Below are 18,820 nucleotides of genomic sequence, written 5' to 3'. Positions count from 1 at the left end.
TTTTATCCTTTTTATTTTTAATTTGTATGGCATTGTAACTTTAGAATCATTTACTAAAAACATAAAAGATAGTCTATAGTTATTGTTTAAGAGAAATATAATAAAGAACACCTCTAAATCACTCTTAAAGCAAAAAAGAGATAAAATCGCCAAAAAAAAAGAGAGTTGTATTATGGTAAAGCCGCTATTGATAGAGGTCGGAGTAGAAGAGCTTCCGGCAATCCCGCTTTTAAAAGAACTAAAAAATATTGAGACAAAATATGCTGCTATTTTAGAAAAAAACTCCCTTTTGTGTGAGTTTGAGTTTTACTACACACCGCGCCGCCTTGTTTTTTGGCATAGAGAGTTTAAGAGTATGCAAGATGACAGCAGCGAGGAGTTTTTTGGCGCACCGTTAAGTGTTGCTTACAAAGATGGCGTGCCTACTCCCGCAGCACTTGGTTTTGCGAAAAAATGCGGTGTGGAGATGAGCCAAATCTCTCACGCCCTAAAAGACGCTAAAGAAGTTCTTTACTATAAAAGAGAACTCAAAGGGCAAGCGTCGTATCTTCTGCTTCCAAGCATCATTGAGGAGTGGATAAAATCTTTAGAGTTTGGAAAGTCTATGCGATGGGGAAGTTTGCAAGAGAGTTTTATCCGTCCTATCCGCTGGATAAATGTTCTTTTTGGAGATGAATCCGTAGAGATGGAACTATTTGGGGTTCGCTCTTGTAAAAGTACTTTTGTACACCGCATAAGCAACTTTGAGAAAACTGCTATCAGCGGAGCAAAAGAGTACTTTGAAGTGCTTGAAAATGGCGGAGTAACCCTTTTTCCGGAAGCAAGACGTGAGAAGATTTTGGCAGATTTTGCAGCCCTAGAGAGCCAAAACGGTGTAAAAATCGAAATTGATGCCGATTTGCTTGATGAAGTTGTTGCTATCACGGAAAATCCGACAGCCATAATGGGTTCTTTTGATGCTGAGTTTTTACAGCTTCCGCCGGAGGTCATCATTACTTCCATGAAAGAGCATCAGAGATACTTCCCTGTTTTTAAAAGCGGTGCGCTTGTCAATAAGTTTGTTGTGGTCTCCAATGCACTCACGAATGATTTTTCAAAAGTTATTGAGGGAAATGAGAGAGTTTTACGTCCTCGTCTCTCCGATGCACTCTTTTTCTACAACAACGACCTTAAAAAAGGGTTGAGTACGACCGGACTTGAAAAAGTTGTCTTTATGAAAGGGCTTGGAAGCGTTGCGGACAAGATAGAGCGTGAGAGAAAAATAGCACATACCCTTTTTGAGATATACAACCCGCAAGATGCAACAAAAGAGGACCTTGAGCGTGCCATTAGCCTCGCAAAAGCCGACCTTATGAGCGAGATGGTCTATGAGTTTACAGAGCTTCAAGGTTTGATGGGGAGCTACTACGCAACTGCACTTGGAGAGAATGCGGCAGTTTCGACTGCAATAAAAGAGCAGTATCTTCCAAACGGCGAGGAGAGCGCACTTCCATCTACAAAGATGAGCGCTATCGTTGCCATGAGCCTCAAGCTAGATACGCTTTTGGCACTCTTTAGTATCAACCAGATTCCGACAGGCTCACGTGACCCTTTTGCGCTTCGCCGTGCGGTAAATGGGCTTGTAAGAATCACAAAAGAACATGACCTCTCTTTTGACATCGTTGCAATGCTCAAGCTTTTGGCTGAGGGGTATGAATCTTTTGATATTGCAAAACTTGAAGCTTTTTTCCTTGAGCGAATCAGACAGTACTTCAAAGTCAACCCATCCATTATCGAAGCCGTGCTTATGACCGGTGAGAGAGAGCTGCTTAGTATTGCCAAAAAGATAGAAGCACTTGATAACTTGGCAAAGAGTGAAGGGTTCGGCGAATCGTTCTCTACTTTTAAAAGAGTTGCAAACATAACTAAAGATATCGACCTTGCAAACATTGCAGAGATGAACCCAGCTCTTTTTGAGCAAAATGCAGAAGAGGCGCTCTTTAGAAGATATAACGAGGTACGCACGCGTGTTTATGAGAGTTATGAAGAGGAGCTTGATGCACTCTTTGGTTTAAAGGGCGAACTTGATACGTTTTTTAACGATGTGATGGTAAATGCGGAAGATGAGCGCATAAGAACCAACAGAAAGGCACTTGTTGCCTCTATCTATAAAAGTATCTCCAAAATCGCAGAGATTAAAGAGATAACTATCTAGCTAGTTTTTTCTTATGATGTTTTTATAATCATAGGAGGAAATGATGAAAATGCCTTTTTAAAGGCATTTGCACGTACATCTTTAAATTTTCCGGTTGCAAGTGCAGGGAGAAAAAGTCCCATCTCCCCAGCTTCGTGTGCATCGTAGTTTGCGTCATGCATAAATCCGATGGCTTTGCCCAATTTTGCCGTTTGCGCCGCTATGTTTTTTGCATAGGCGATGATATGTTTATGGTGTCTGTCAAACTTATTTCCCCATGCAAAAAATACAAACTTGCCGTTTAATCTTATGTTGAGATAGTCTAAGTAGTTGAGTTCTTTGTCGTAGCGGGTAAGCTGTGCGCTTGGGTATTTGTCCAAATCATCATCAAAAGTCTCTAAAACAGAGGTTGGTTCTATGTCTGGTCTATTGAGGCTAAAGAGATACTTTATCTCTACAAGTTTTCCTTTGTAGTTTTCATCTTTGAGTGCAGAGGCAAAAAGATAGTGGTGGTTGTCAAAGCTAAGAGAGCAGAACTTTTCATCAAAAAGATATCCTTGCGCCGAGAGTCTTGTATTTGTGTTGTATCCGACAGGTGCGAGGGCAGGGTTGTATAAAAAGATAGTTCCTATGACGGTTTTACGTCTGTTTTTAAGCATCTCTTCAAGCTCTGCGACCGTGATTTGCTCATTCTCTTTTGGGATATAGATATAGTGTTCTTTTAGATATTCGTGGTCAAATTTTGTAAAAAACTTTCCAAATGCTTGCAAAGGGAGTCCTTCTAAGATATTTATGCGAATTATACTATAATCCATCATTCATGAGTACATGGGCATTTTATGGAATATGCTTTAAAAAAAGTAAACTTTTAATGTCAATGTGGTAGCATATGTTCACGAAGGATTTTTTTAATGCGGAATAGTTATAAGTTTTTTTTATTTTTTATTTTTTTTATTTTTTCCACACAAATTTTTGCTCTAGAAGCTCTTAAGATAGATGAAAAGAGTGATAAGATAAACCTCACGCCGCACTCTGAACTTTTTATTGATGCACAAAACCATTTTAGATATGAAGCAGTCTCTCAAGACTCTTTTGCAGATAATTTTCGTCCTGCCGATTCACAATCTATAGCAAATGGCTACACAAATGAGACTATTTGGATTCGTTTTAGTGTGGTAAATGAGAGTAAAAAACACTTTGACGGTACTGTTGAGATGCCCGTTCCTTGGATTGATACCATGGAAGCGTTTGCGCAGAAGGATAAAGAGGTTTATGCCCTCAACCCGTATAACGGTGCACGCTCTTTTTTTGTACCTTTTACTGTTCAACCGATGCAAAAAGCAACGATTTACATCAAAATAAAAAGCCAAAATGCCATCATCCTTGCACCGATGCTACATTCTAAACAAGGTGCCACGCAGCGCCTAAACTATACGCTGCTTTTCAACGGTATCTTGATTGGTATTATGCTTATTATGATTTTATACAATTTTATCAACTTCATAGCGCTTAAAAATAGAAACTATCTTTATTATGGTCTTTATCTTATCGGATTGTTTTTCTTGATGGGAACGTACTATGGTTACAATAGAGAGCTTTTTTTTCACAATAGCACTCTTGCTCCATTGACGGTTGCCTTTAGTTTTTTAGCTGCACTTCTTTTTGTAAATCATTTTTTTCAAATCAAAGAGAACTTTCCCAAATTAGGGAAATACGTTTCTGTTTTTATAGCTGCAACCCTTGTTTTTGGACTACTTTTTCTCATAATTGAGAGTAATGCTCTTGTTTACTTTTTTGCAGCTCTTGCATCGCTAATCTTTCTCTTTCTTTTTTATCTCTCGGCGAAGGCATATAAAGAGAAGATTTCAGGAGCGCTTTATCTGCTTTTTGCATGAATTTTTCTGGGGTTGGGTGAGCTTGTAGCGTTTTTAACGGCTCTAGGCTTTATTGGTTACAGTTATCAATTTTATGATTTATTTGCACTTATGGCAGTTTTAAATATTTTGATGATTTCATCCGCCTTGGTTGAGCGTATTAGAGATGAAGAGGCAGAGTTTGCGTCCAAAGTTGAAAAGGAGCATGAACTCTCAGACAGACTTAATCTCTCAAAAAAAGAGTTAAGAGAGATAAATGAAAAATTTGAGCGAAAGATAACAAGACTTGAAGCTGAACTTTTACAAATGAGTCAAGCGTATGAAAAAGTAACAACTAAGGATGAGACAACAGGGCTTTACGGCAAAGCAAAACTAGAAGAGATTCTTACAAATGAACTTCATAGAGCGAAACGTTATGACTATTGTTTTGGCATTATAGTTATCAATATTGATGGCTTAAAAGAAATCAATGATAAGCATGGCCGTGAGGTAGGAAACTCTTTGATGAAAGAGATGGCGGATCTTTTGATGCACCATGTACGCTATCTTGATACTGTGGGAAGATGGAGTGAGACTGAGTATCTTGTCGTGTGTCCGGAGACAGATATGCAAAATATACTTATAGCAGCAAAACATCTTCAAATGTTAATCGAAAAAAGCAAATTCTTCTTTGTGGGAAGTGCAACGGCTAGTTTTGGAGTGACGTCAAGCAAAAGAGATGACACTCTTGAAGATATTATGAAAAGAGGATACCAAGCACTTGCTCTTGCCAAAACAAATGGCAAAAACAGGGTTGAAGAGGTATAAAAATCAGTATTTGATTTTACTTAAGTAAAGCCCGTTACTTGGTGCGGGTTTGATTTTGTATCTTTTTTTACATTCAAGCTGCTCTATAATTTGTTCAGAGTTAAGTGCAAAAAGAGCACCGACCATAAGTCGTATCTGACTTCGTAAAAAACCGTTTGCCTCAAAGGTCAGGATGATGTAGCCTTTGTGTCTATAGACAAAAGCCCTATAGATGGTTCTTGTTGTACTTTTGACATCACTGCCGTTTTTCATAAAAAATCTAAAATCAAATGTGCCGCAAAAGAGTTTTATTTTCTCTTGAAGCAGAGCAAAATCAACATCTTCTAAAAAAGTAACAAAACTCTCTTCAAAAGGGTTACTGCTGCCATTTTTGATGATATAGCGATAAACTCTTTTTTTTGCGCCGTATCTTGCATGAAAAGTCTCATCTACGCTTTTTATCTTTTTTATCAAGATGGATGGTCCGACTATTTTATTAACGGATAGGCGAAGTTTTTCTAGGTTGCTCCAGTATGGCGGTACGTCTATATGACAAACCTGCCCTGTTGCATGAACGCCTCTGTCCGTACGTCCGCTTGCAACTATTTTTGTTTCAATGCCCAGTTTTTTGAATGCTGCGTCAAGCGCACCAAGAATGGTGTTTTTTGACTCTTTTTGGCTTTGAGAGCCTAAAAAATGTGTTCCGTTATATGCAATTGTAAGTGCGCATCTCATCTAAAACTTGGCCACGATTGTTTTTTTATAGAGTGTGTAGGTTACGATAAGCCATCCAGTAATCAAAACCGGCAAAGTATAGGCAAATATGACGAGCTGAAGAGCAATAGCGAGAGAGTAGTAGATGATAATTCCTGTAAACAAGAAGAGAAAAATCTTCCCTTTTTGATGTCTTGCATGTACGATTCCGATAGTTGCTGCCAAATAGAGGCTAAGAAGGGGAAAAAGGCTAAAGAGTATGTTTGCTATAAGCATTTTTCTTTTTTTGGCGGAGTGAGTATCTGGAAACCAGTACTCTAGCGGTGTTTCGTACTTTTCAAGATTTGTTTTCATTGTGTCGTTGATAAACATAGTTTCAAAATCTATCTGCGTGAACTTCTCTTTTGAGTAGCTGTACCCCTCGCCGGAGCTTAGTTTAAGTCTCAAGATACCCGCATCATTGATAATCTCCGCTTTTTTTGCTCCGATAAGAACCTCTTCGTCCTGATTTTTGTTGAACAAGATAACATCTGCATAGCTCTCGTTTTTATTTTCTTTGCCTATATACAAAAGCCATTCACCAAATTTATGTCCAAATTCTGAGGCTGATAGGTTAAATTTTGCTTCGCTTTTTTTATAAGAGAGAAAATTATTTGACAAAGTTTTTGCATGCGGCAATAAAACAAAAAAGTTAAAAAGAAGAAGAAGCGAGAGAAAGAGCGCAGGTTTAAAAAGTGTCTGCAAAATAACTCTAGGATGGATGCCAAGGGCAAAAACAACAATGATTTCATTGTCATTTGAGAGTTTAAAAAGCGCCAACGTTATAGCTACAAAAAAAGAGATAGGCAGTGTATAAAAAAGAAGCTCGGGAAGCATAAAAAGAAAGAGTTTGCCCATCTCTAAAATGGAGAGTTGAATAACCGCCGTATAAGTTGCAAGTTTGATGAGAAAAACGATAGAAGCAATGGAAAAAAGCGGTAAAAAGATAGATAAAAAAATAAGTGAAAGAGACTGTTTTATGTAGTTTTGAAGGATATGCATTAGTATGAAGCCTCGATATATCTTAAAATTGGCGAGTCGTAAAGATAGACTATCAATGTTGCCAAAGCCAAAAAAGGGACAAAAGGAACTCTCTGCTCCTCTTTAGAGCCTTGCATAACCAAAAGCATTACCGGAAGAGCTAGCAATGCCGAGAGGAAAACAGCAACAAGCGTAAGTTTAACTCCAAGAAGCGCTCCCATCGTAGCTGCTACCATAATGTCACCTTCTCCCATCGCCTCAACAAACGGGTATGTGTGGTAGTTTTTAGTCCATGGCGTAATAGTTTTTTTTGCCTCTTTGTGCGCCAAAGCCGTAAGAATGTAAGAGAGCGTAAAGCGAAGCAGTGTAAATCCACCCGCAAAGAGCAGGGCGTTTTGGAAGTTTGTTGCGATGCCGCCAAGGCTCCATGCTCCAAAGATGGCAAAGATGAGCGCAAGCAGATTGAGCGAATCGGGCACCATTTTGTACTTAAAGTCTATCATTGAGAGTGCAAGGAGTGTTAAAAAGCTAAAACCTACTAAAAGAGATGGGATACTCACTCCCATTTTTGCGGCTATAAGAAAAAAAATCAGACCGGAGAGAAGTTCGATAGCAGGGTACTGCACCGAGATTTCTGTTTGGCAAAAAGCACATTTTCCACGTAAAAAGAGCCATGAAAAAAGAGGTATGTTATGCCATGGTTTGAGCGCATGGTTACATGTCGGGCAGTGTGATGCGCCAAAAACGACACTCTCATCTTTTGGAAGACGCAAGATAACAACATTTAAAAAAGAGCCAAAAAGCATGCCAAATATAAAAGCGCCAAAGAGTTCCATTACTTAAGCCCTCCAAAGCGTCTCTCAATTTTTGTAAAATCTTTTAAAATTTTCTCCAGCTCCACAGTCGTAAAATCAGGCCAGAGAGTATCGCTAAAAAAGAGTTCCGCATATGCCGCTTGCCAAAGTAAAAAGTTCGAAAGTCTATGGTCTCCGCCTGTGCGGATAAGCAAATCAACATTATGTTTGCAGTCAAGCGCATTGGAGAGCATTGCCTCGGTTATGTCTTCTTGAGATTTTTTTACTCTGTTGATGGCACGCAGAATCTCATCATGTGCGCCGTAGTTGAGTGCAAGAGACTGCACCAGTCCATCGCAATGGGCAGTCTTCTCTTTCACCTCAAAGATGGTTTTTTGTAAAGATGACGAGAATGCTCTTATGTCTCCGATAGGCTCAAAGCGGATATTGTTTGTAAGATAGGTTTCTAGCTCATTATCAAGATATTTTTGGAGCAGTTTCATCAAAAACTCAACTTCAAGTCTTGGTCTTTTCCAGTTTTCTGTTGAAAAAGCGTAGAGAGTCAATCGCTCTATGTCACTGTCGGCTGCACAAAATTCGGTGATAGTTCTTACGACTTTTGCGCCGACCTCATGCCCTTTTACCCTCTTTTGCCCTCTTAGCTCTGCCCAGCGTCCGTTTCCATCCATGATGATGGCGATATGTCTTGCTTTATTCATAAAGTTTTCGCATGCTCTAAAATCTCAAATGCAACACTAAGTTTGTCGGCTTGAGGTATGCTTTCATGACGCTCTTTTGTGAGAAACTCCACACTGTTTGTTTCTGTGCCAAAGCTTGATGCGTCTTTGAGAATGTTGAGACAAACGGCATCAACTCCTTTTTTGTCTATCATATTTTGTGCGTTTGAAAGAGCGTTTTGCGCATCCATCTCTGCTTTAAAACCAACACTCACTATACCATCTTTGTCAATACTGCTTAATATATCAACATTCTCTTTGAGTTTAAGCTCCCACTCACTGCCCAAGGACTCTTTTTTGAGTTTTCCGACCTGCTCAAAACTAGGAACATAGTCACCAACGGCTGCCGCCATAAAAAGATAAGGCTTTTTCTGTATAAGATGAATCTGCTCATCCCTCATAAGTGTCGCTTTTGATAGTTTGCCTTTTTTGGCGATGCGGATAGAGTCTTTGAGGTATTCAAACATCTCGCCGGAGCTTTTCACATTGATCGTGTATAGTTCAAGCGGTAGTTCAGGTTCAAATTTTGTCGCTATAAGGTTTACATCTGCACCCTTGCAATAGAGCGCTGTTGCCAAAGCAGATGCCATTTTTCCGCTTGAAAAATTTGAGATGTAACGTACATCATCAATCTTCTCTATAGTCCCGCCACCCGTGACGACAACTCTTCTATCCATCCAAAAAGGATCTCTTAAAAGTGCTTTGGCACTATGCCAAAATATCTCCAGAGGTTCAGCCATTGCACCATCACCCACTGTTTTACACGCAAGCTCTTTTGTCTGTGTTGCAACTATCTCATAGTTTGCAATACCGAGCATCTTTAGATTTGCTTTTGTGATTGGGTTGTTTATCATGTTTGTATTTGCCGATGGTGCGATTATTTTAAGATGCGGGAATGCTAAAGCGCACTGCAAGAGCATATTGTCAGCTATCGCATTTGCCAATTTTGCTATGGTGTTTGCCGTTGCGGGAGCTATGACCAAAAGGTCTGCCCACTCGGTTGCTTTTATGTGGTTATGTGCATTTGTCCATGATTCGTTGAAATCATCTAGCACTTGGTTTGTACTGAGTGTCTCAAAACTAAGCGGAGTTATAAACTTCTTTGAAGCCTCGCTCATCACCACTTTTACCTCTGCCCCCGCCTTTGCAAAGAGCCGTACAAGTTCAAGAGATTTATACAGAGCGATAGAACCACTCACTCCCAAAAGTATCTTTTTACCCTGAAGCAGATTGGATGGAATAAGCATAGAAAACCTTGTTTGAAACATTAAAAGGGATATTTTAGCAGGAAAAATCTTATTGTTTTATTTTTGACCAATTGATATAAATCAATTTGAAAGCCATTTTATATGTTAGAATTTCATCTTATAATAATTAAAAGGAAAGTTTATATGAAAAAGATGTTGTTTTTGGCAGCTGTATTGTCGTCACTTCTGTTTGCACAGAGTGAAACAGAGACATGCAAAAAGTGTCACCCGCAAATCGTAGATGAGTTTGAAGGCTCTATGCACGCAAGTTCTACATACTATAAAGACCCTATTCATAAAGGGGCTTGGGATTTGCATCCACTCAAAGAAAAAGGCGATTACAATTGCAAAGAGTGTCATGCACCCTTAGCTAAAAACGAAGATGAAATAAAAAATGGCGTGACATGTGCGAGTTGTCACACTATCAAAGATGTTGAGGAACATGCTGCTAAAAACAAAAATATTTACGGAAGCGACCCAAAAACATTTTATTCTGCGGAAGCAGGACGTGAAAAAGAGAAGGTTGTTTACAAAAAAGAGAGTTCTTGGTTTGGCATGAGTACGACAAGTGTCGGTTCTCCTTATCATAATATAGACTATACAAACGAGAAGTTTTACAACGGTCAGATGTGTATGGGTTGTCACTCTCATAGACAAAATGCGGCGCAATTAACAGTATGTGAAACAGGCAAAGAGGGTGTACAAAAAAAAGAGGAGAACTGTATTACTTGTCATATGCCAATAGTGCAGGGAACGGCAACAACTATTAGACAGAGCCAAGACCATGCGTATCACGGCTTTGCAGGTACACATAAAAATCCTGAGATGCTCTCAAAATATGTTGATATCGAGTTGAACAAAAGGAGCAGCGGTTTTGATGTAGTTATCAACAACAAAGCACCGCACAACTTGATGCTTCATCCTATGCGTGTTGTGGAGTTGCGTGTAAATCTTATAAACGGATCTAAAGCAACTTCACTTATGTCACACTCTTTTGTACGTGCTTTAGGAAACGAAAATGGTCCATCCATGCCATGGCTTGCAAACCAGATTGTTACAGATACGATGATTAAGGCAAATGAGAAGAAGATTATTTCATATACGGATGCACTTAAAAAAGGCGATAAAGTTGAAGTACAGCTCGGATACTATATCGTAACGTCAAAAACTGCCGAAAAACTTAACATTGCAGAGCACAAAGAGCTGCAAAAATTCAACATTCTTAAGCAAAAAAGCTTTATCGTAGAGTAGCCTAAAGGCTACTCTGTTTCCGCGATTATTTTCACGTTTTTTCCAACATCGTCATCAGCGTAAAGAGAGTGTGTTCCGTCACAAAAAGGGAAATTTTTGCTTGTTTTACACATGCAGATATGATACTGTTTGGTTTTTTCAACTGTTACTTTTTTAGGCAAACAAGAAGTCCCTTCATGTTTCCCATCGCAAAAAACTCCATTTTCACTCCTGCCGCACGTACAGATATAGTACGGAATCCACGCATCCAGCGTCACGCCTTTTGGTTTATTGTCAAATACAACAGCATCTTTGCACATAGGTACTCCTCAAAATTCTTTCATTGCCCATTATAATTTGATAATAAGAAGTTTGTCAAGTTTGGTATAATGCCGGATATGACTAAATCAAAAAAAAGGATTCTGAAATGAAAAAAGTTCTCTCCGCTTTGTTGTTGCTTCTGTTTTTTGTTGGGTGTGTGGATAAGCAAAGTGTTTTATTTATCGACAATATGGGATTGTGTACAAAAAGTATGGCAACACTCCATGTCAATGCGCTGGATATTGAAAACAATGCGCAAACATTTAACGTTACTCCCGAAGAGTTTACAATCGCACTTGTTAATGCACTCAAAGAGACAAACTGTTTTGTCGTTTCTACTGCAAAAGTAGATGGTGTACACACGCTGCCATCCAAAAACGATTATTTGTTGGATACAAAAGTAAGTCTTTCTCAAGACAAAGAGAAAAGTGAAGAAAATATCTTTAAGACTGTTGAAAAAGAGCGTCTGATGATGATGATTACTCTTCAAGCACGCAACAACGGAAACAGAGCTTCAGCAAATGCAAAAAGTGAGATTGTTATCGACAAATCAAAGATTTTGGGTATCAAACCAGAGGGTGACGCAGAGGGCGATAAGCGTACACTGCTTAAAAATGCTACGAAAAAAGTCTCTATTGCTCTAAGTGACGCATTTATAAAACTTCAGTAAGACGCATTTTTTGCGTCTTGCCTCTCACTGTTTTTCCTCCAATTGTTACCAAAATATACAGCATTTATTAAAATTTCAAATATAGTTATATTTCTTCAACTTATGAAAAGAAATGTACTAGAATTGTGGCGACGATACAAAACCAAACCAAGGTAAATGTGATGACAAAAACACTTATTAAAAATATTGAAGCAATTCCACCGCTTCCTGAGTCCGTACAGGATGTTGAGAGAATCTATAGAGATGAAAATGCGACATTTGAAGATATGCAAAAAGCTATAGAAAAAGACCCGATTTTAACGGCAGATATATTGCGCATTGCAAATTCTCCGATGTATGGGATATCAAGAACTGTCAATAGTGTAAAGTTGGCGGTATCTCTGCTTGGTAAAGATGCAATTAGGGCGTTTGTCTTAAACAGCGCTGTTAACGCGAGCTTTAAGATAGACCTCTCCCCATACGGAATGACAAAAGAGCAGTTTGCTTATGCCTGTGAGAGACAGTTGGCTCTTGCTATAAACTGGCTTATTCGCCGCCAGCCAAAACGGTTGGGAGTAATGGCACCGGCTGCATTTTTGGTTGATTTGGGGCGGGTAATCATCAGCAAAACGATTATAGAAGATGGAAAAGCAGGGATGGTTAAAGAGGCTATCGGCGATGCAAAAGATATTGCGCGTGCAGAAAAAAATGCTTGCGGAATGCAAACAACAGATGTAACAGCGACACTTTTTAACAACTGGCAGCTTGACCCGGAAATCATACATATCATCCGCTATAGTGATGATCCTGAGGGTACTATAGATGATGAGAGAGAGATGGCGGCAGAGTTAAAAGCCATCAGAGAGACCGTGCTTCCAAACGGTGAAATAACGGAAGCATCGATTGCTATAGCAAAAGAGACTATTGAAGAGTTTGGGCTTGATATGGAGAGTTACGAAAAAGCTCTTGATAAGGTTTTAAACTCTTAATAAGAACTATCCCCGCTGATAGGGGAAAGTTCTACTTCTTAAAAAATTTATAAAAAAAGTCCTCAATCGTTCTTATCTTTGTGCGGCTGATGGCAAGCGAGCCTTTTTTAATTGTGCCGCTTGTTACGGTTGTTCCTGCTGCTATCATAACATCATCTTCGATGATGAGAGGTGCTACAAGTTGGCTGTCGCTTCCTACAAATACATTTTTTCCGATTAGAGTCTCATATTTTTTTATGCCATCATAGTTACAAGTGATTACTCCGGCTCCTATATTTGTTCCCTCATCAACCTTTGCATCTCCTATATAGCTAAGATGTCCGGCTTTCACACCTCTGAGAGTAGATTTTTTTACCTCGACAAAATTTCCTATATGGGTGTCTTCTATGTTTGAAGCGGGGCGTAGATGCGCTATCGGTCCAACATCGGAGTTCTTGACTATGCTGTCTTCTACAACGCTGTGTGCTTTTATATGAGAGTTGATGATGCGTGAATTGCCGGTTATGCGGCACCCGTTTTCAACGATACACTCTCCCTCAAAAACTACACCTTCTTCAACATAGATAGTGGATGGAAGTTGCATAATCACGCCGCTATCCATAAGTGAAGTCTTGATACGCTCCTGCATAATTATCTCAGCATCCGACAAATCTTTTTTGGAGTTTACCCCCTTGAAATGCTCCTCATCTACAAGTAGCGGAGTGATATTTAGTGCATCAGCTCTCGCCATAGAAATCACGTCAGTGAGGTAGTACTCTTTTTGGGCATTGTTGTTATCAAGAAGCGGGATGTACTTGTCAAGCACTTTTTTTGAGAACGCATAGATTCCGGCATTGACGGTTGAGACATTAAGCTCTGCAGCGGAAGCATCTTTTTGCTCTACTATTTTTACAACATGCCCGTTTTGAATGATTACACGCCCATAACCATCCGGATTTTGCAAATCAAAAATTGACATGACAATCTCGCTCTCATTCTCCAAAAATCCTTCAAGTGATTTTGGCGTAACAAGCGGCATATCTCCGTTTAAAACCAAAACTTTTTCATTTTTTACCGAGATGTTTTTCATAGCGCCGCCGGTTCCGGGAAAGTTCTGTGCATCTTGTTCTACAAAATTTACGTCATCAAAATAACGCTTCATCTGCTCCATAACAGCCTCTTTTTGATGTGCGACAACAACCGTGACATCATCGCTTATCAGGCGTGAAGTTTTGATAATGTAGTAAAGCATCTCTTTGCCGCAGAGCGTGTGCAAAACTTTTGCTTTGGGAGACTTCATACGGCTCCCTTTCCCTGCCGCTAAGATAACGATGCTGATGCTGCTTTTGTTCATAAAAACTCTTTGTTGTAAATTGGCAAAATTATATCTTGTAGTGCGTATATTTTAAATTAAAATGTTTTTAATGATGGGGCTACTATTTTTGTGGTATTATAAGCACGATATTTTGTCGTAAGGTATTTGAATGGATTTAGGTACGGTTATCGGTCTTGTTTTGATTTTAGTGCTTCTAGTTGCTTCTATGGCGATGGGTGTCGGGATAGGTCCTTATATCGACATTCCATCTGTCTTGATTGTTGTCGGCGGAAGTATCGGTGCTTTAATGGTCTCTTTTAAACCTGCGCAAATGAAATCATTTGTTAAAATTTTCATGATAGCTATCAAACCTCCGCAAGAAGATAGAATGGAGTTAATCAAAAAACTTGTGGGTTTTGCGACAAAAGCAAGAAAAGACGGTATCTTGGCATTAGAGAGTGAAGTCAACAATGAACCAAATGCTTTTTTAAAAAAAGGGCTTTCGATGGCGATTGATGGAAATGAGCCTGACAGTATAAGAGAACTGCTTGAAATTGAGATGGAACAGACAAGCACCCGTCATAAGGGCAATGCCGCTATTTTTAGCCAGTGGTCAGGTCTTGCCGGAGCGATGGGGATGATTGGAACGCTTATAGGTCTTGTTGCGATGCTTATGAATATGGCAGACCCTTCAGCCATCGGTCCTTCCATGGCAGTTGCGCTCCTTACCACCATGTACGGAGCAATGATAGGAAATATATTTGGTGGTCCAATAGCAAATATTTTGGGAATTAGAAATGATGATGAGGCACTTGTTAAAGAGATGATTATAACGGGAATTATGTCTATTCAGTCCGGTGATGCGCCAAGAGCATTAGAAGCAAAACTTTTGAGCTACCTTGCGCCAAATGAACGTGTGAGTCAGTTTAACTAATGGCAAAAAATAAATGTCCTGAATGTCCGACATGTATGCCGGAGTGGCTCGCAGCTTTTGGGGACTTGATGTCTCTGCTTCTGTGCTTTTTCGTTTTGCTTCTCTCTATGTCAAGTATGGATGCAAAAAAAGTCTCCGAGGCTATTGGTTCACTTGCCGGTGCTATGAGTGTTTTAGAGGGTGGAATCCAAACGGAAGTTTCAAAAAAAATGCAACAATCAGCAACTCCCATAGAAGCTCAAGAAGAGACTACCGAGCAAGTAAACAGAGTAACCGAAGCCATTAAAGAACTTAATGAGATGCAAGATGTAGGGCAGGGTGCAGGACCTACGGTATCTTTGCAGGAAGCTCAAGATGGATTTGCAATTGAACTTCCTGCGTCGTTGCTTTTTAAATCCGGAAGTGCAACAATCCAAAATGAGGATATGCTTCTTTTTCTTAAGCGTATCGCGCTTATTATAGGCGAGCTTCCAAGTGAGACAGTTGTCAGTGTACGCGGACATACGGACGATCGAGGTCCTGATGCAAGAAGTCCATATAAAGACAATTGGGAGCTTTCCTCTGCACGTGCAATTGCAGTTTTACAAGAGTTGATTTTAGACGGTGTTGATCCAAAACGCTTGAGTGCAGCCGGTTATGCAGAGTTTTCAGCAAAAGCTACAAACGCAACCGAGAGCGGTAGAGAACAGAACCGCAGGGTGGAAATTCATTTTATCGGCGGTTCTTTGAAAGACAAACCAAAGGTGCAGCAGACAGTTTTAGATAAGGCAGTAAGCCGATAATGCTAAGACTTTTGCTTCTTTTCTCTTTTTTTTGTGGAGTCTCACTTTTGGGGGCGCAAAATCCTCCTATCCCTACAATGAATTTTGAGCTATCGGCCCCTAACTCTCCACAGCAGCTTGTCAGCTCTTTAAATGTTCTTGTACTTTTAACGCTTCTTTTCTTGGCACCTAGCTTAGTGTTGGTAATGACTACATTTACAAGATTTGTTATCGTTTTTGGTTTTTTGCGCCAAGCACTGGGAACGCAGCAGGTCCCACCGACACAGCTTTTGGTTATGCTTGGTATGATACTTACTTTTTTTGTTATGGAACCGGTGGGTGTAAAGGCGTATGAAGATGGAATTAAGCCTTACATAGAGCAAAAAATCGGGTATGAAGAGGCATTTGACAAAACAGCACTCCCTTTTAAAAACTTTATGATAAGAAACACAAGAGAGAAAGATTTGGCTCTTTTTTTACGTATTAGAAAGATGGAAAATCCCGCATCGGTTGCGGAAGTTCCTCTCTCTATCGTTATTCCCGCTTTTGTCATAAGTGAATTAAAAACTGCATTTGAGATAGGGTTTTTACTCTTTTTGCCATTTTTGGTCATTGATATGGTGGTCGCATCCATCTTGATGTCGATGGGTATGATGATGCTGCCGCCTGTTATGATTGCGCTTCCTTTCAAGATACTTGTTTTTATCCTTATTGATGGCTGGAATCTGCTTATCGGCAATCTTATAGCCTCAATCAAATAGTTAGGTAGTTTTATGGATTGTAAATATTTTGGCAGATGTGGTGCATGTGTGGTTTATGAAGGCGGATATGAAGCACAGCTCAGTGCAAAAGTCACTCTCAATCAGGAGAGATTTCAACCTTTTTTTAGCGGGGCATTTTCTGTTTTTGAGTCTCCAAAGAGCAACTACCGCTCAAGAAGTGAGTTTAAGATATGGCATGAGGGAGAAGAGATTTTTTATGCCATGAACAATGCAGACAAAAACGGCGTTGTTTTTATAGATGAGTGCCCACAGGTAAGCACATTTATCTTCACTCTTATGCCAAAGCTTTTAGAGAAGATTCAAGAAAAAAGTATGGGTTTTAAACTCTTTGGCGCAGACTTTTTAAGCTCAAGCAGCGGTGAAATTGTAGTCTCGCTTCTCTATCACAGAACACTGGATGCCGCTTGGAACCAGAGTGCAGCAGAGATTGCAAAAGAGCTTGGCATATACCTCATAGGTCGAAGCAGAGGTCAAAAAGTAGTAATCGGGCAGGATTATGTGACGGAGATTTTGAATGTTGCACAAGAAGAGTTTAGATTTTGCTACATCGAAAACAGCTTTACACAGCCAAATTCTCCTGTAAACGAGCAGATGATTGGCTGGGTTTTGAAAAACCTATCAGATACTTCAGGCGATTTGCTTGAACTCTATTGCGGTGCCGGTAATTTTACGATTCCTTTTGCGAAAAAATTTCGTAAAGTTTTGGCAACGGAGATTTCCAAAGCATCCATCAACGCCGCAAAAACAAATATGCTCTTAAACAGCGTTACCAATATAGAGTTCGTGCGCATGGGTGTTGAAGAGTTTGTGCAAGCACTTGACGGCGTAAGAGTTTTTAACAGAATGAGAGAGATAGAATTAGACTCTTATGATATTCATACCATCTTTGTTGACCCGCCAAGAAGCGGTATGGATGAGGATACTTGCAAGTTTGCCGCACGCTATGAAAACATCATCTATATCTCATGCAATCCTGAAACATTGGCTAGAGATTTGGCTATTTTGTGTCAAACACATACTGTTTGCGATATGGCGCTTTTTGACCAGTTTCCTTATACGCACCATGCAGAGATGGGCGTAAAACTTACAAAGAAAAGATAGAGTATGAAAAAAATATTGATTATTAGCGAAGGCGAAACTGCCGAGCATTTTATAAATAGAGTTATTGATGCTTATACAAGTGAAAACATATATTATATAGTTCAAACAAAAGCCAAAAAATTTCCAAATGCCAATCCTGCACGTTTTAAATTTTATGAGTTTGATCCTACAAGCCTCTATAAGCTTGCAAACCTTCTTAAAATGGAGTTTGCACAGGTAATGATACTTATGGACAATCCTATGGATGTCGAAAATACCATCAAAAATATAAGAAGCATCAAAAAACAGCTTCGTATTATAGTGCTTAACAAATGGAAACTCAAAAATGAAGATTCCAATATAGTTATGATTAACTCAAAACAGATTCTCTCTTCAAGAATGCTTGATTATCTTCCGAATGTTCCTGTTATCGCACAAAATGTCGGTATCGGAGAGGGTGAAATAATGGAAGTTCTTGTTCCTTTTGGAAGCTCTTTTGTTTACAAACATATCGGGGTTATAGAGCAAAAAGAGTGGCGAATTGTTGCTATTTACAGAAACAGAAAGCTTATCATGCCAAACCGCCGAAGGATGATTCAGCCAAACGACCTTTTGGTAATGGTTGGTGACCCTGAGGTTCTCAAGTCAGTTTATAGAGCCATAAAAAGAGAGCTTGGGCAGTTTCCGGAGCCTTTTGGGTCAAATATATATATTTACTTAGATATGGATCTGCTTAATCACAAAAAAGTAGAAAAGTTTATTTCAAGAGCCATCTTTGCACATCAAAAATTCGGACGTACGCTCATTATTAAGGTTGTTAACCCAAGCAATTTTGAGCTACTTTGGAAAATCAAAGAGTACCGCTCGCAAAATGTCATTGTAGATATCAACTATAATGCAAAAGGGCTAGTGAGCTCCTTTTTTAATGATATAAAAAGCTATCATGTCGGGCTTGTTATTGTTCCAAATGAGATATTTGAAAATCATAAAATGCGTTCAATGTTCTATGATGCACATATACCTGTACTTAAAATTGCAGAGAAAAATTTCTCTTTAGTTAAGGATGCTTCTATCATACTGGGAGAAAACCGTGATTTAGAGAAGATTTCATCTACGATTTTCGATATTTCAGAGAAGATGAATCTTAATATAGAGCTTTATAACTATACTAATGAGGCTCAGGACGCAAAAGAGCAGGTTGTAGAACACTACACAAACCTTTCTGCTATCTTTTCCAAGAGTGTAAAGATTATCAAAGATAGTGAAAATCCTATTAAAAAACTCAATCACAAGGATGATTTTATTCAGATTTTGCCTTTTACAAAAAAGTTGACAGTTAAAAATTTCTACTCTATTTTTTCAACCGACAGCGAAAGACTCTATTTTAAGCTTGACAATCACCATCAGATTTTTATTCCAGTGCAGATATAAAAAT

General features: G+C 39.2%; 19 protein-coding genes. 11 read left to right on the top strand and 8 right to left on the bottom strand.

Annotation, left to right across the window (positions count from 1 at the left end):
• Nucleotides 1–172: 172 nt before the first annotated feature.
• Complete coding sequence (glyS, locus tag PHY84_RS09950) at nucleotides 173–2,194, top strand: glycine--tRNA ligase subunit beta (protein ID WP_299859389.1); 2,022 nt, start codon at nucleotides 173–175, stop codon at nucleotides 2,192–2,194.
• Nucleotides 2,195–2,205: 11 nt separating this feature from the next.
• Here glyS and PHY84_RS09945 read toward each other — a convergent pair whose 3' ends face one another.
• On the bottom strand, nucleotides 2,206–2,943 hold the full coding sequence (locus tag PHY84_RS09945) for a hypothetical protein (RefSeq protein WP_299859387.1): 738 nt from the start codon (nucleotides 2,941–2,943) through the stop codon (nucleotides 2,206–2,208).
• Between the two features lie 141 nt (nucleotides 2,944–3,084).
• Here PHY84_RS09945 and PHY84_RS09940 point away from each other — a divergent pair, with 141 nt between their 5' ends.
• Together PHY84_RS09940 and PHY84_RS09935 are read left to right on the top strand one after the other, a co-directional pair.
• Nucleotides 3,085–4,068, top strand: a complete 984-nt coding sequence (locus tag PHY84_RS09940) for a 7TM diverse intracellular signaling domain-containing protein (protein ID WP_299859385.1) — start codon at nucleotides 3,085–3,087, stop codon at nucleotides 4,066–4,068.
• Nucleotides 4,069–4,080: 12 nt separating this feature from the next.
• Nucleotides 4,081–4,854, top strand: coding sequence for a diguanylate cyclase (locus tag PHY84_RS09935; RefSeq protein WP_299859383.1), 774 nt, complete (start codon nucleotides 4,081–4,083; stop codon nucleotides 4,852–4,854).
• Nucleotides 4,855–4,857: 3 nt separating this feature from the next.
• Here the strand turns inward: PHY84_RS09935 and truA are convergent, their stop codons facing one another.
• Genes truA through coaBC form a run of 5 tightly spaced genes read right to left on the bottom strand, consistent with a single transcriptional unit; the run spans nucleotide 4,858 to nucleotide 9,345 of the window.
• Complete coding sequence (truA, locus tag PHY84_RS09930; RefSeq protein WP_299859381.1) at nucleotides 4,858–5,568, bottom strand: tRNA pseudouridine(38-40) synthase TruA; 711 nt, start codon at nucleotides 5,566–5,568, stop codon at nucleotides 4,858–4,860.
• Nucleotides 5,569–6,588 (bottom strand): LptF/LptG family permease, encoded by a 1,020-nt coding sequence (locus PHY84_RS09925; RefSeq protein ID WP_299859379.1) that lies wholly within the window; start codon nucleotides 6,586–6,588, stop codon nucleotides 5,569–5,571. It lies immediately after the preceding gene.
• Nucleotides 6,588–7,403 (bottom strand): A24 family peptidase, encoded by an 816-nt coding sequence (locus PHY84_RS09920; RefSeq protein WP_299859377.1) that lies wholly within the window; start codon nucleotides 7,401–7,403, stop codon nucleotides 6,588–6,590. Before PHY84_RS09920 ends, PHY84_RS09925 begins: the two co-directional genes overlap by 1 nt.
• Nucleotides 7,403–8,080: a polyprenyl diphosphate synthase gene (uppS, locus tag PHY84_RS09915; RefSeq protein ID WP_299859375.1), complete on the bottom strand. Its 678-nt coding sequence runs from the start codon at nucleotides 8,078–8,080 to the stop codon at nucleotides 7,403–7,405. The genes PHY84_RS09920 and uppS overlap by 1 nt, the downstream gene beginning before the upstream one ends.
• Nucleotides 8,077–9,345, bottom strand: a complete 1,269-nt coding sequence (coaBC, locus tag PHY84_RS09910) for a bifunctional phosphopantothenoylcysteine decarboxylase/phosphopantothenate--cysteine ligase CoaBC (RefSeq protein WP_299859373.1) — start codon at nucleotides 9,343–9,345, stop codon at nucleotides 8,077–8,079. Before coaBC ends, uppS begins: the two co-directional genes overlap by 4 nt.
• A 144-nt stretch (nucleotides 9,346–9,489) precedes the next feature.
• On the opposite strand from coaBC, the gene PHY84_RS09905 reads away from it, so the two are divergent.
• A complete protein-coding gene (locus tag PHY84_RS09905) occupies nucleotides 9,490–10,596 on the top strand; it encodes a multiheme c-type cytochrome (protein ID WP_299859371.1) in 1,107 nt (368 codons plus the stop codon).
• A gap of 8 nt (nucleotides 10,597–10,604) precedes the next feature.
• Here PHY84_RS09905 and PHY84_RS09900 read toward each other — a convergent pair whose 3' ends face one another.
• Nucleotides 10,605–10,895, bottom strand: a complete 291-nt coding sequence (locus tag PHY84_RS09900; protein WP_299859369.1) for a CDGSH iron-sulfur domain-containing protein — start codon at nucleotides 10,893–10,895, stop codon at nucleotides 10,605–10,607.
• Nucleotides 10,896–11,002: 107 nt separating this feature from the next.
• Between PHY84_RS09900 and PHY84_RS09895 the strand changes: the two genes are divergently transcribed.
• Entirely contained in the window at nucleotides 11,003–11,566 is a 564-nt protein-coding gene (locus tag PHY84_RS09895) for a hypothetical protein (RefSeq protein WP_299859368.1), read from the top strand.
• 161 nt (nucleotides 11,567–11,727) lie between these two features.
• Nucleotides 11,728–12,534, top strand: a complete 807-nt coding sequence (locus PHY84_RS09890; RefSeq protein ID WP_299859366.1) for an HDOD domain-containing protein — start codon at nucleotides 11,728–11,730, stop codon at nucleotides 12,532–12,534.
• A 31-nt stretch (nucleotides 12,535–12,565) separates the two neighbouring features.
• Here PHY84_RS09890 and glmU read toward each other — a convergent pair whose 3' ends face one another.
• A complete protein-coding gene (glmU, locus tag PHY84_RS09885; RefSeq protein WP_299859364.1) occupies nucleotides 12,566–13,867 on the bottom strand; it encodes a bifunctional UDP-N-acetylglucosamine diphosphorylase/glucosamine-1-phosphate N-acetyltransferase GlmU in 1,302 nt (433 codons plus the stop codon).
• Between the two features lie 130 nt (nucleotides 13,868–13,997).
• Between glmU and PHY84_RS09880 the strand changes: the two genes are divergently transcribed.
• The 5 genes from PHY84_RS09880 to PHY84_RS09860 are packed head-to-tail and all read left to right on the top strand — an operon-like array spanning nucleotide 13,998 to nucleotide 18,816.
• On the top strand, nucleotides 13,998–14,762 hold the full coding sequence (locus PHY84_RS09880; RefSeq protein ID WP_299859363.1) for a motility protein A: 765 nt from the start codon (nucleotides 13,998–14,000) through the stop codon (nucleotides 14,760–14,762).
• Nucleotides 14,762–15,544, top strand: coding sequence for a flagellar motor protein MotB (locus PHY84_RS09875; RefSeq protein WP_299859361.1), 783 nt, complete (start codon nucleotides 14,762–14,764; stop codon nucleotides 15,542–15,544). The genes PHY84_RS09880 and PHY84_RS09875 overlap by 1 nt, the downstream gene beginning before the upstream one ends.
• Nucleotides 15,544–16,284, top strand: coding sequence for a flagellar type III secretion system pore protein FliP (fliP, locus tag PHY84_RS09870; protein ID WP_299859360.1), 741 nt, complete (start codon nucleotides 15,544–15,546; stop codon nucleotides 16,282–16,284). The genes PHY84_RS09875 and fliP overlap by 1 nt, the downstream gene beginning before the upstream one ends.
• A gap of 12 nt (nucleotides 16,285–16,296) precedes the next feature.
• Complete coding sequence (gene trmA / locus PHY84_RS09865) at nucleotides 16,297–17,406, top strand: tRNA (uridine(54)-C5)-methyltransferase TrmA (protein WP_299859358.1); 1,110 nt, start codon at nucleotides 16,297–16,299, stop codon at nucleotides 17,404–17,406.
• 3 nt (nucleotides 17,407–17,409) lie between these two features.
• A complete protein-coding gene (locus tag PHY84_RS09860) occupies nucleotides 17,410–18,816 on the top strand; it encodes a TrkA C-terminal domain-containing protein (RefSeq protein WP_299859356.1) in 1,407 nt (468 codons plus the stop codon).
• Nucleotides 18,817–18,820: the final 4 nt, after the last annotated feature.

The sequence above is a fragment of the Sulfurimonas sp. genome, assembly GCF_028694605.1.
Lineage (GTDB): Bacteria > Campylobacterota > Campylobacteria > Campylobacterales > Sulfurimonadaceae > Sulfurimonas.
The sequence above is the reverse complement of the archived record's forward strand: the minus strand, read 5'-3'. Positions and strand labels throughout refer to the sequence as shown.

What these genes read in the sequence shown, in the direction of transcription:
- coaBC (WP_299859373.1), bottom strand. Translation starts at nt 9,345, where the DNA reads ATGCTTATTCCATCCAATCTGCTTCAGGGTAAAAAGATACTTTTGGGA.
- PHY84_RS09875 (WP_299859361.1), top strand. Translation starts at nt 14,762, where the DNA reads ATGGCAAAAAATAAATGTCCTGAATGTCCGACATGTATGCCGGAGTGG.
- glyS (WP_299859389.1), top strand. Translation starts at nt 173, where the DNA reads ATGGTAAAGCCGCTATTGATAGAGGTCGGAGTAGAAGAGCTTCCGGCA.
- PHY84_RS09880 (WP_299859363.1), top strand. Translation starts at nt 13,998, where the DNA reads ATGGATTTAGGTACGGTTATCGGTCTTGTTTTGATTTTAGTGCTTCTA.
- glmU (WP_299859364.1), bottom strand. Translation starts at nt 13,867, where the DNA reads ATGAACAAAAGCAGCATCAGCATCGTTATCTTAGCGGCAGGGAAAGGG.
- trmA (WP_299859358.1), top strand. Translation starts at nt 16,297, where the DNA reads ATGGATTGTAAATATTTTGGCAGATGTGGTGCATGTGTGGTTTATGAA.
- uppS (WP_299859375.1), bottom strand. Translation starts at nt 8,080, where the DNA reads ATGAATAAAGCAAGACATATCGCCATCATCATGGATGGAAACGGACGC.
- fliP (WP_299859360.1), top strand. Translation starts at nt 15,544, where the DNA reads ATGCTAAGACTTTTGCTTCTTTTCTCTTTTTTTTGTGGAGTCTCACTT.
- PHY84_RS09890 (WP_299859366.1), top strand. Translation starts at nt 11,728, where the DNA reads ATGACAAAAACACTTATTAAAAATATTGAAGCAATTCCACCGCTTCCT.
- PHY84_RS09860 (WP_299859356.1), top strand. Translation starts at nt 17,410, where the DNA reads ATGAAAAAAATATTGATTATTAGCGAAGGCGAAACTGCCGAGCATTTT.
- PHY84_RS09920 (WP_299859377.1), bottom strand. Translation starts at nt 7,403, where the DNA reads ATGGAACTCTTTGGCGCTTTTATATTTGGCATGCTTTTTGGCTCTTTT.
- PHY84_RS09895 (WP_299859368.1), top strand. Translation starts at nt 11,003, where the DNA reads ATGAAAAAAGTTCTCTCCGCTTTGTTGTTGCTTCTGTTTTTTGTTGGG.
- PHY84_RS09905 (WP_299859371.1), top strand. Translation starts at nt 9,490, where the DNA reads ATGAAAAAGATGTTGTTTTTGGCAGCTGTATTGTCGTCACTTCTGTTT.
- truA (WP_299859381.1), bottom strand. Translation starts at nt 5,568, where the DNA reads ATGAGATGCGCACTTACAATTGCATATAACGGAACACATTTTTTAGGC.
- PHY84_RS09940 (WP_299859385.1), top strand. Translation starts at nt 3,085, where the DNA reads ATGCGGAATAGTTATAAGTTTTTTTTATTTTTTATTTTTTTTATTTTT.
- PHY84_RS09900 (WP_299859369.1), bottom strand. Translation starts at nt 10,895, where the DNA reads ATGTGCAAAGATGCTGTTGTATTTGACAATAAACCAAAAGGCGTGACG.
- PHY84_RS09925 (WP_299859379.1), bottom strand. Translation starts at nt 6,588, where the DNA reads ATGCATATCCTTCAAAACTACATAAAACAGTCTCTTTCACTTATTTTT.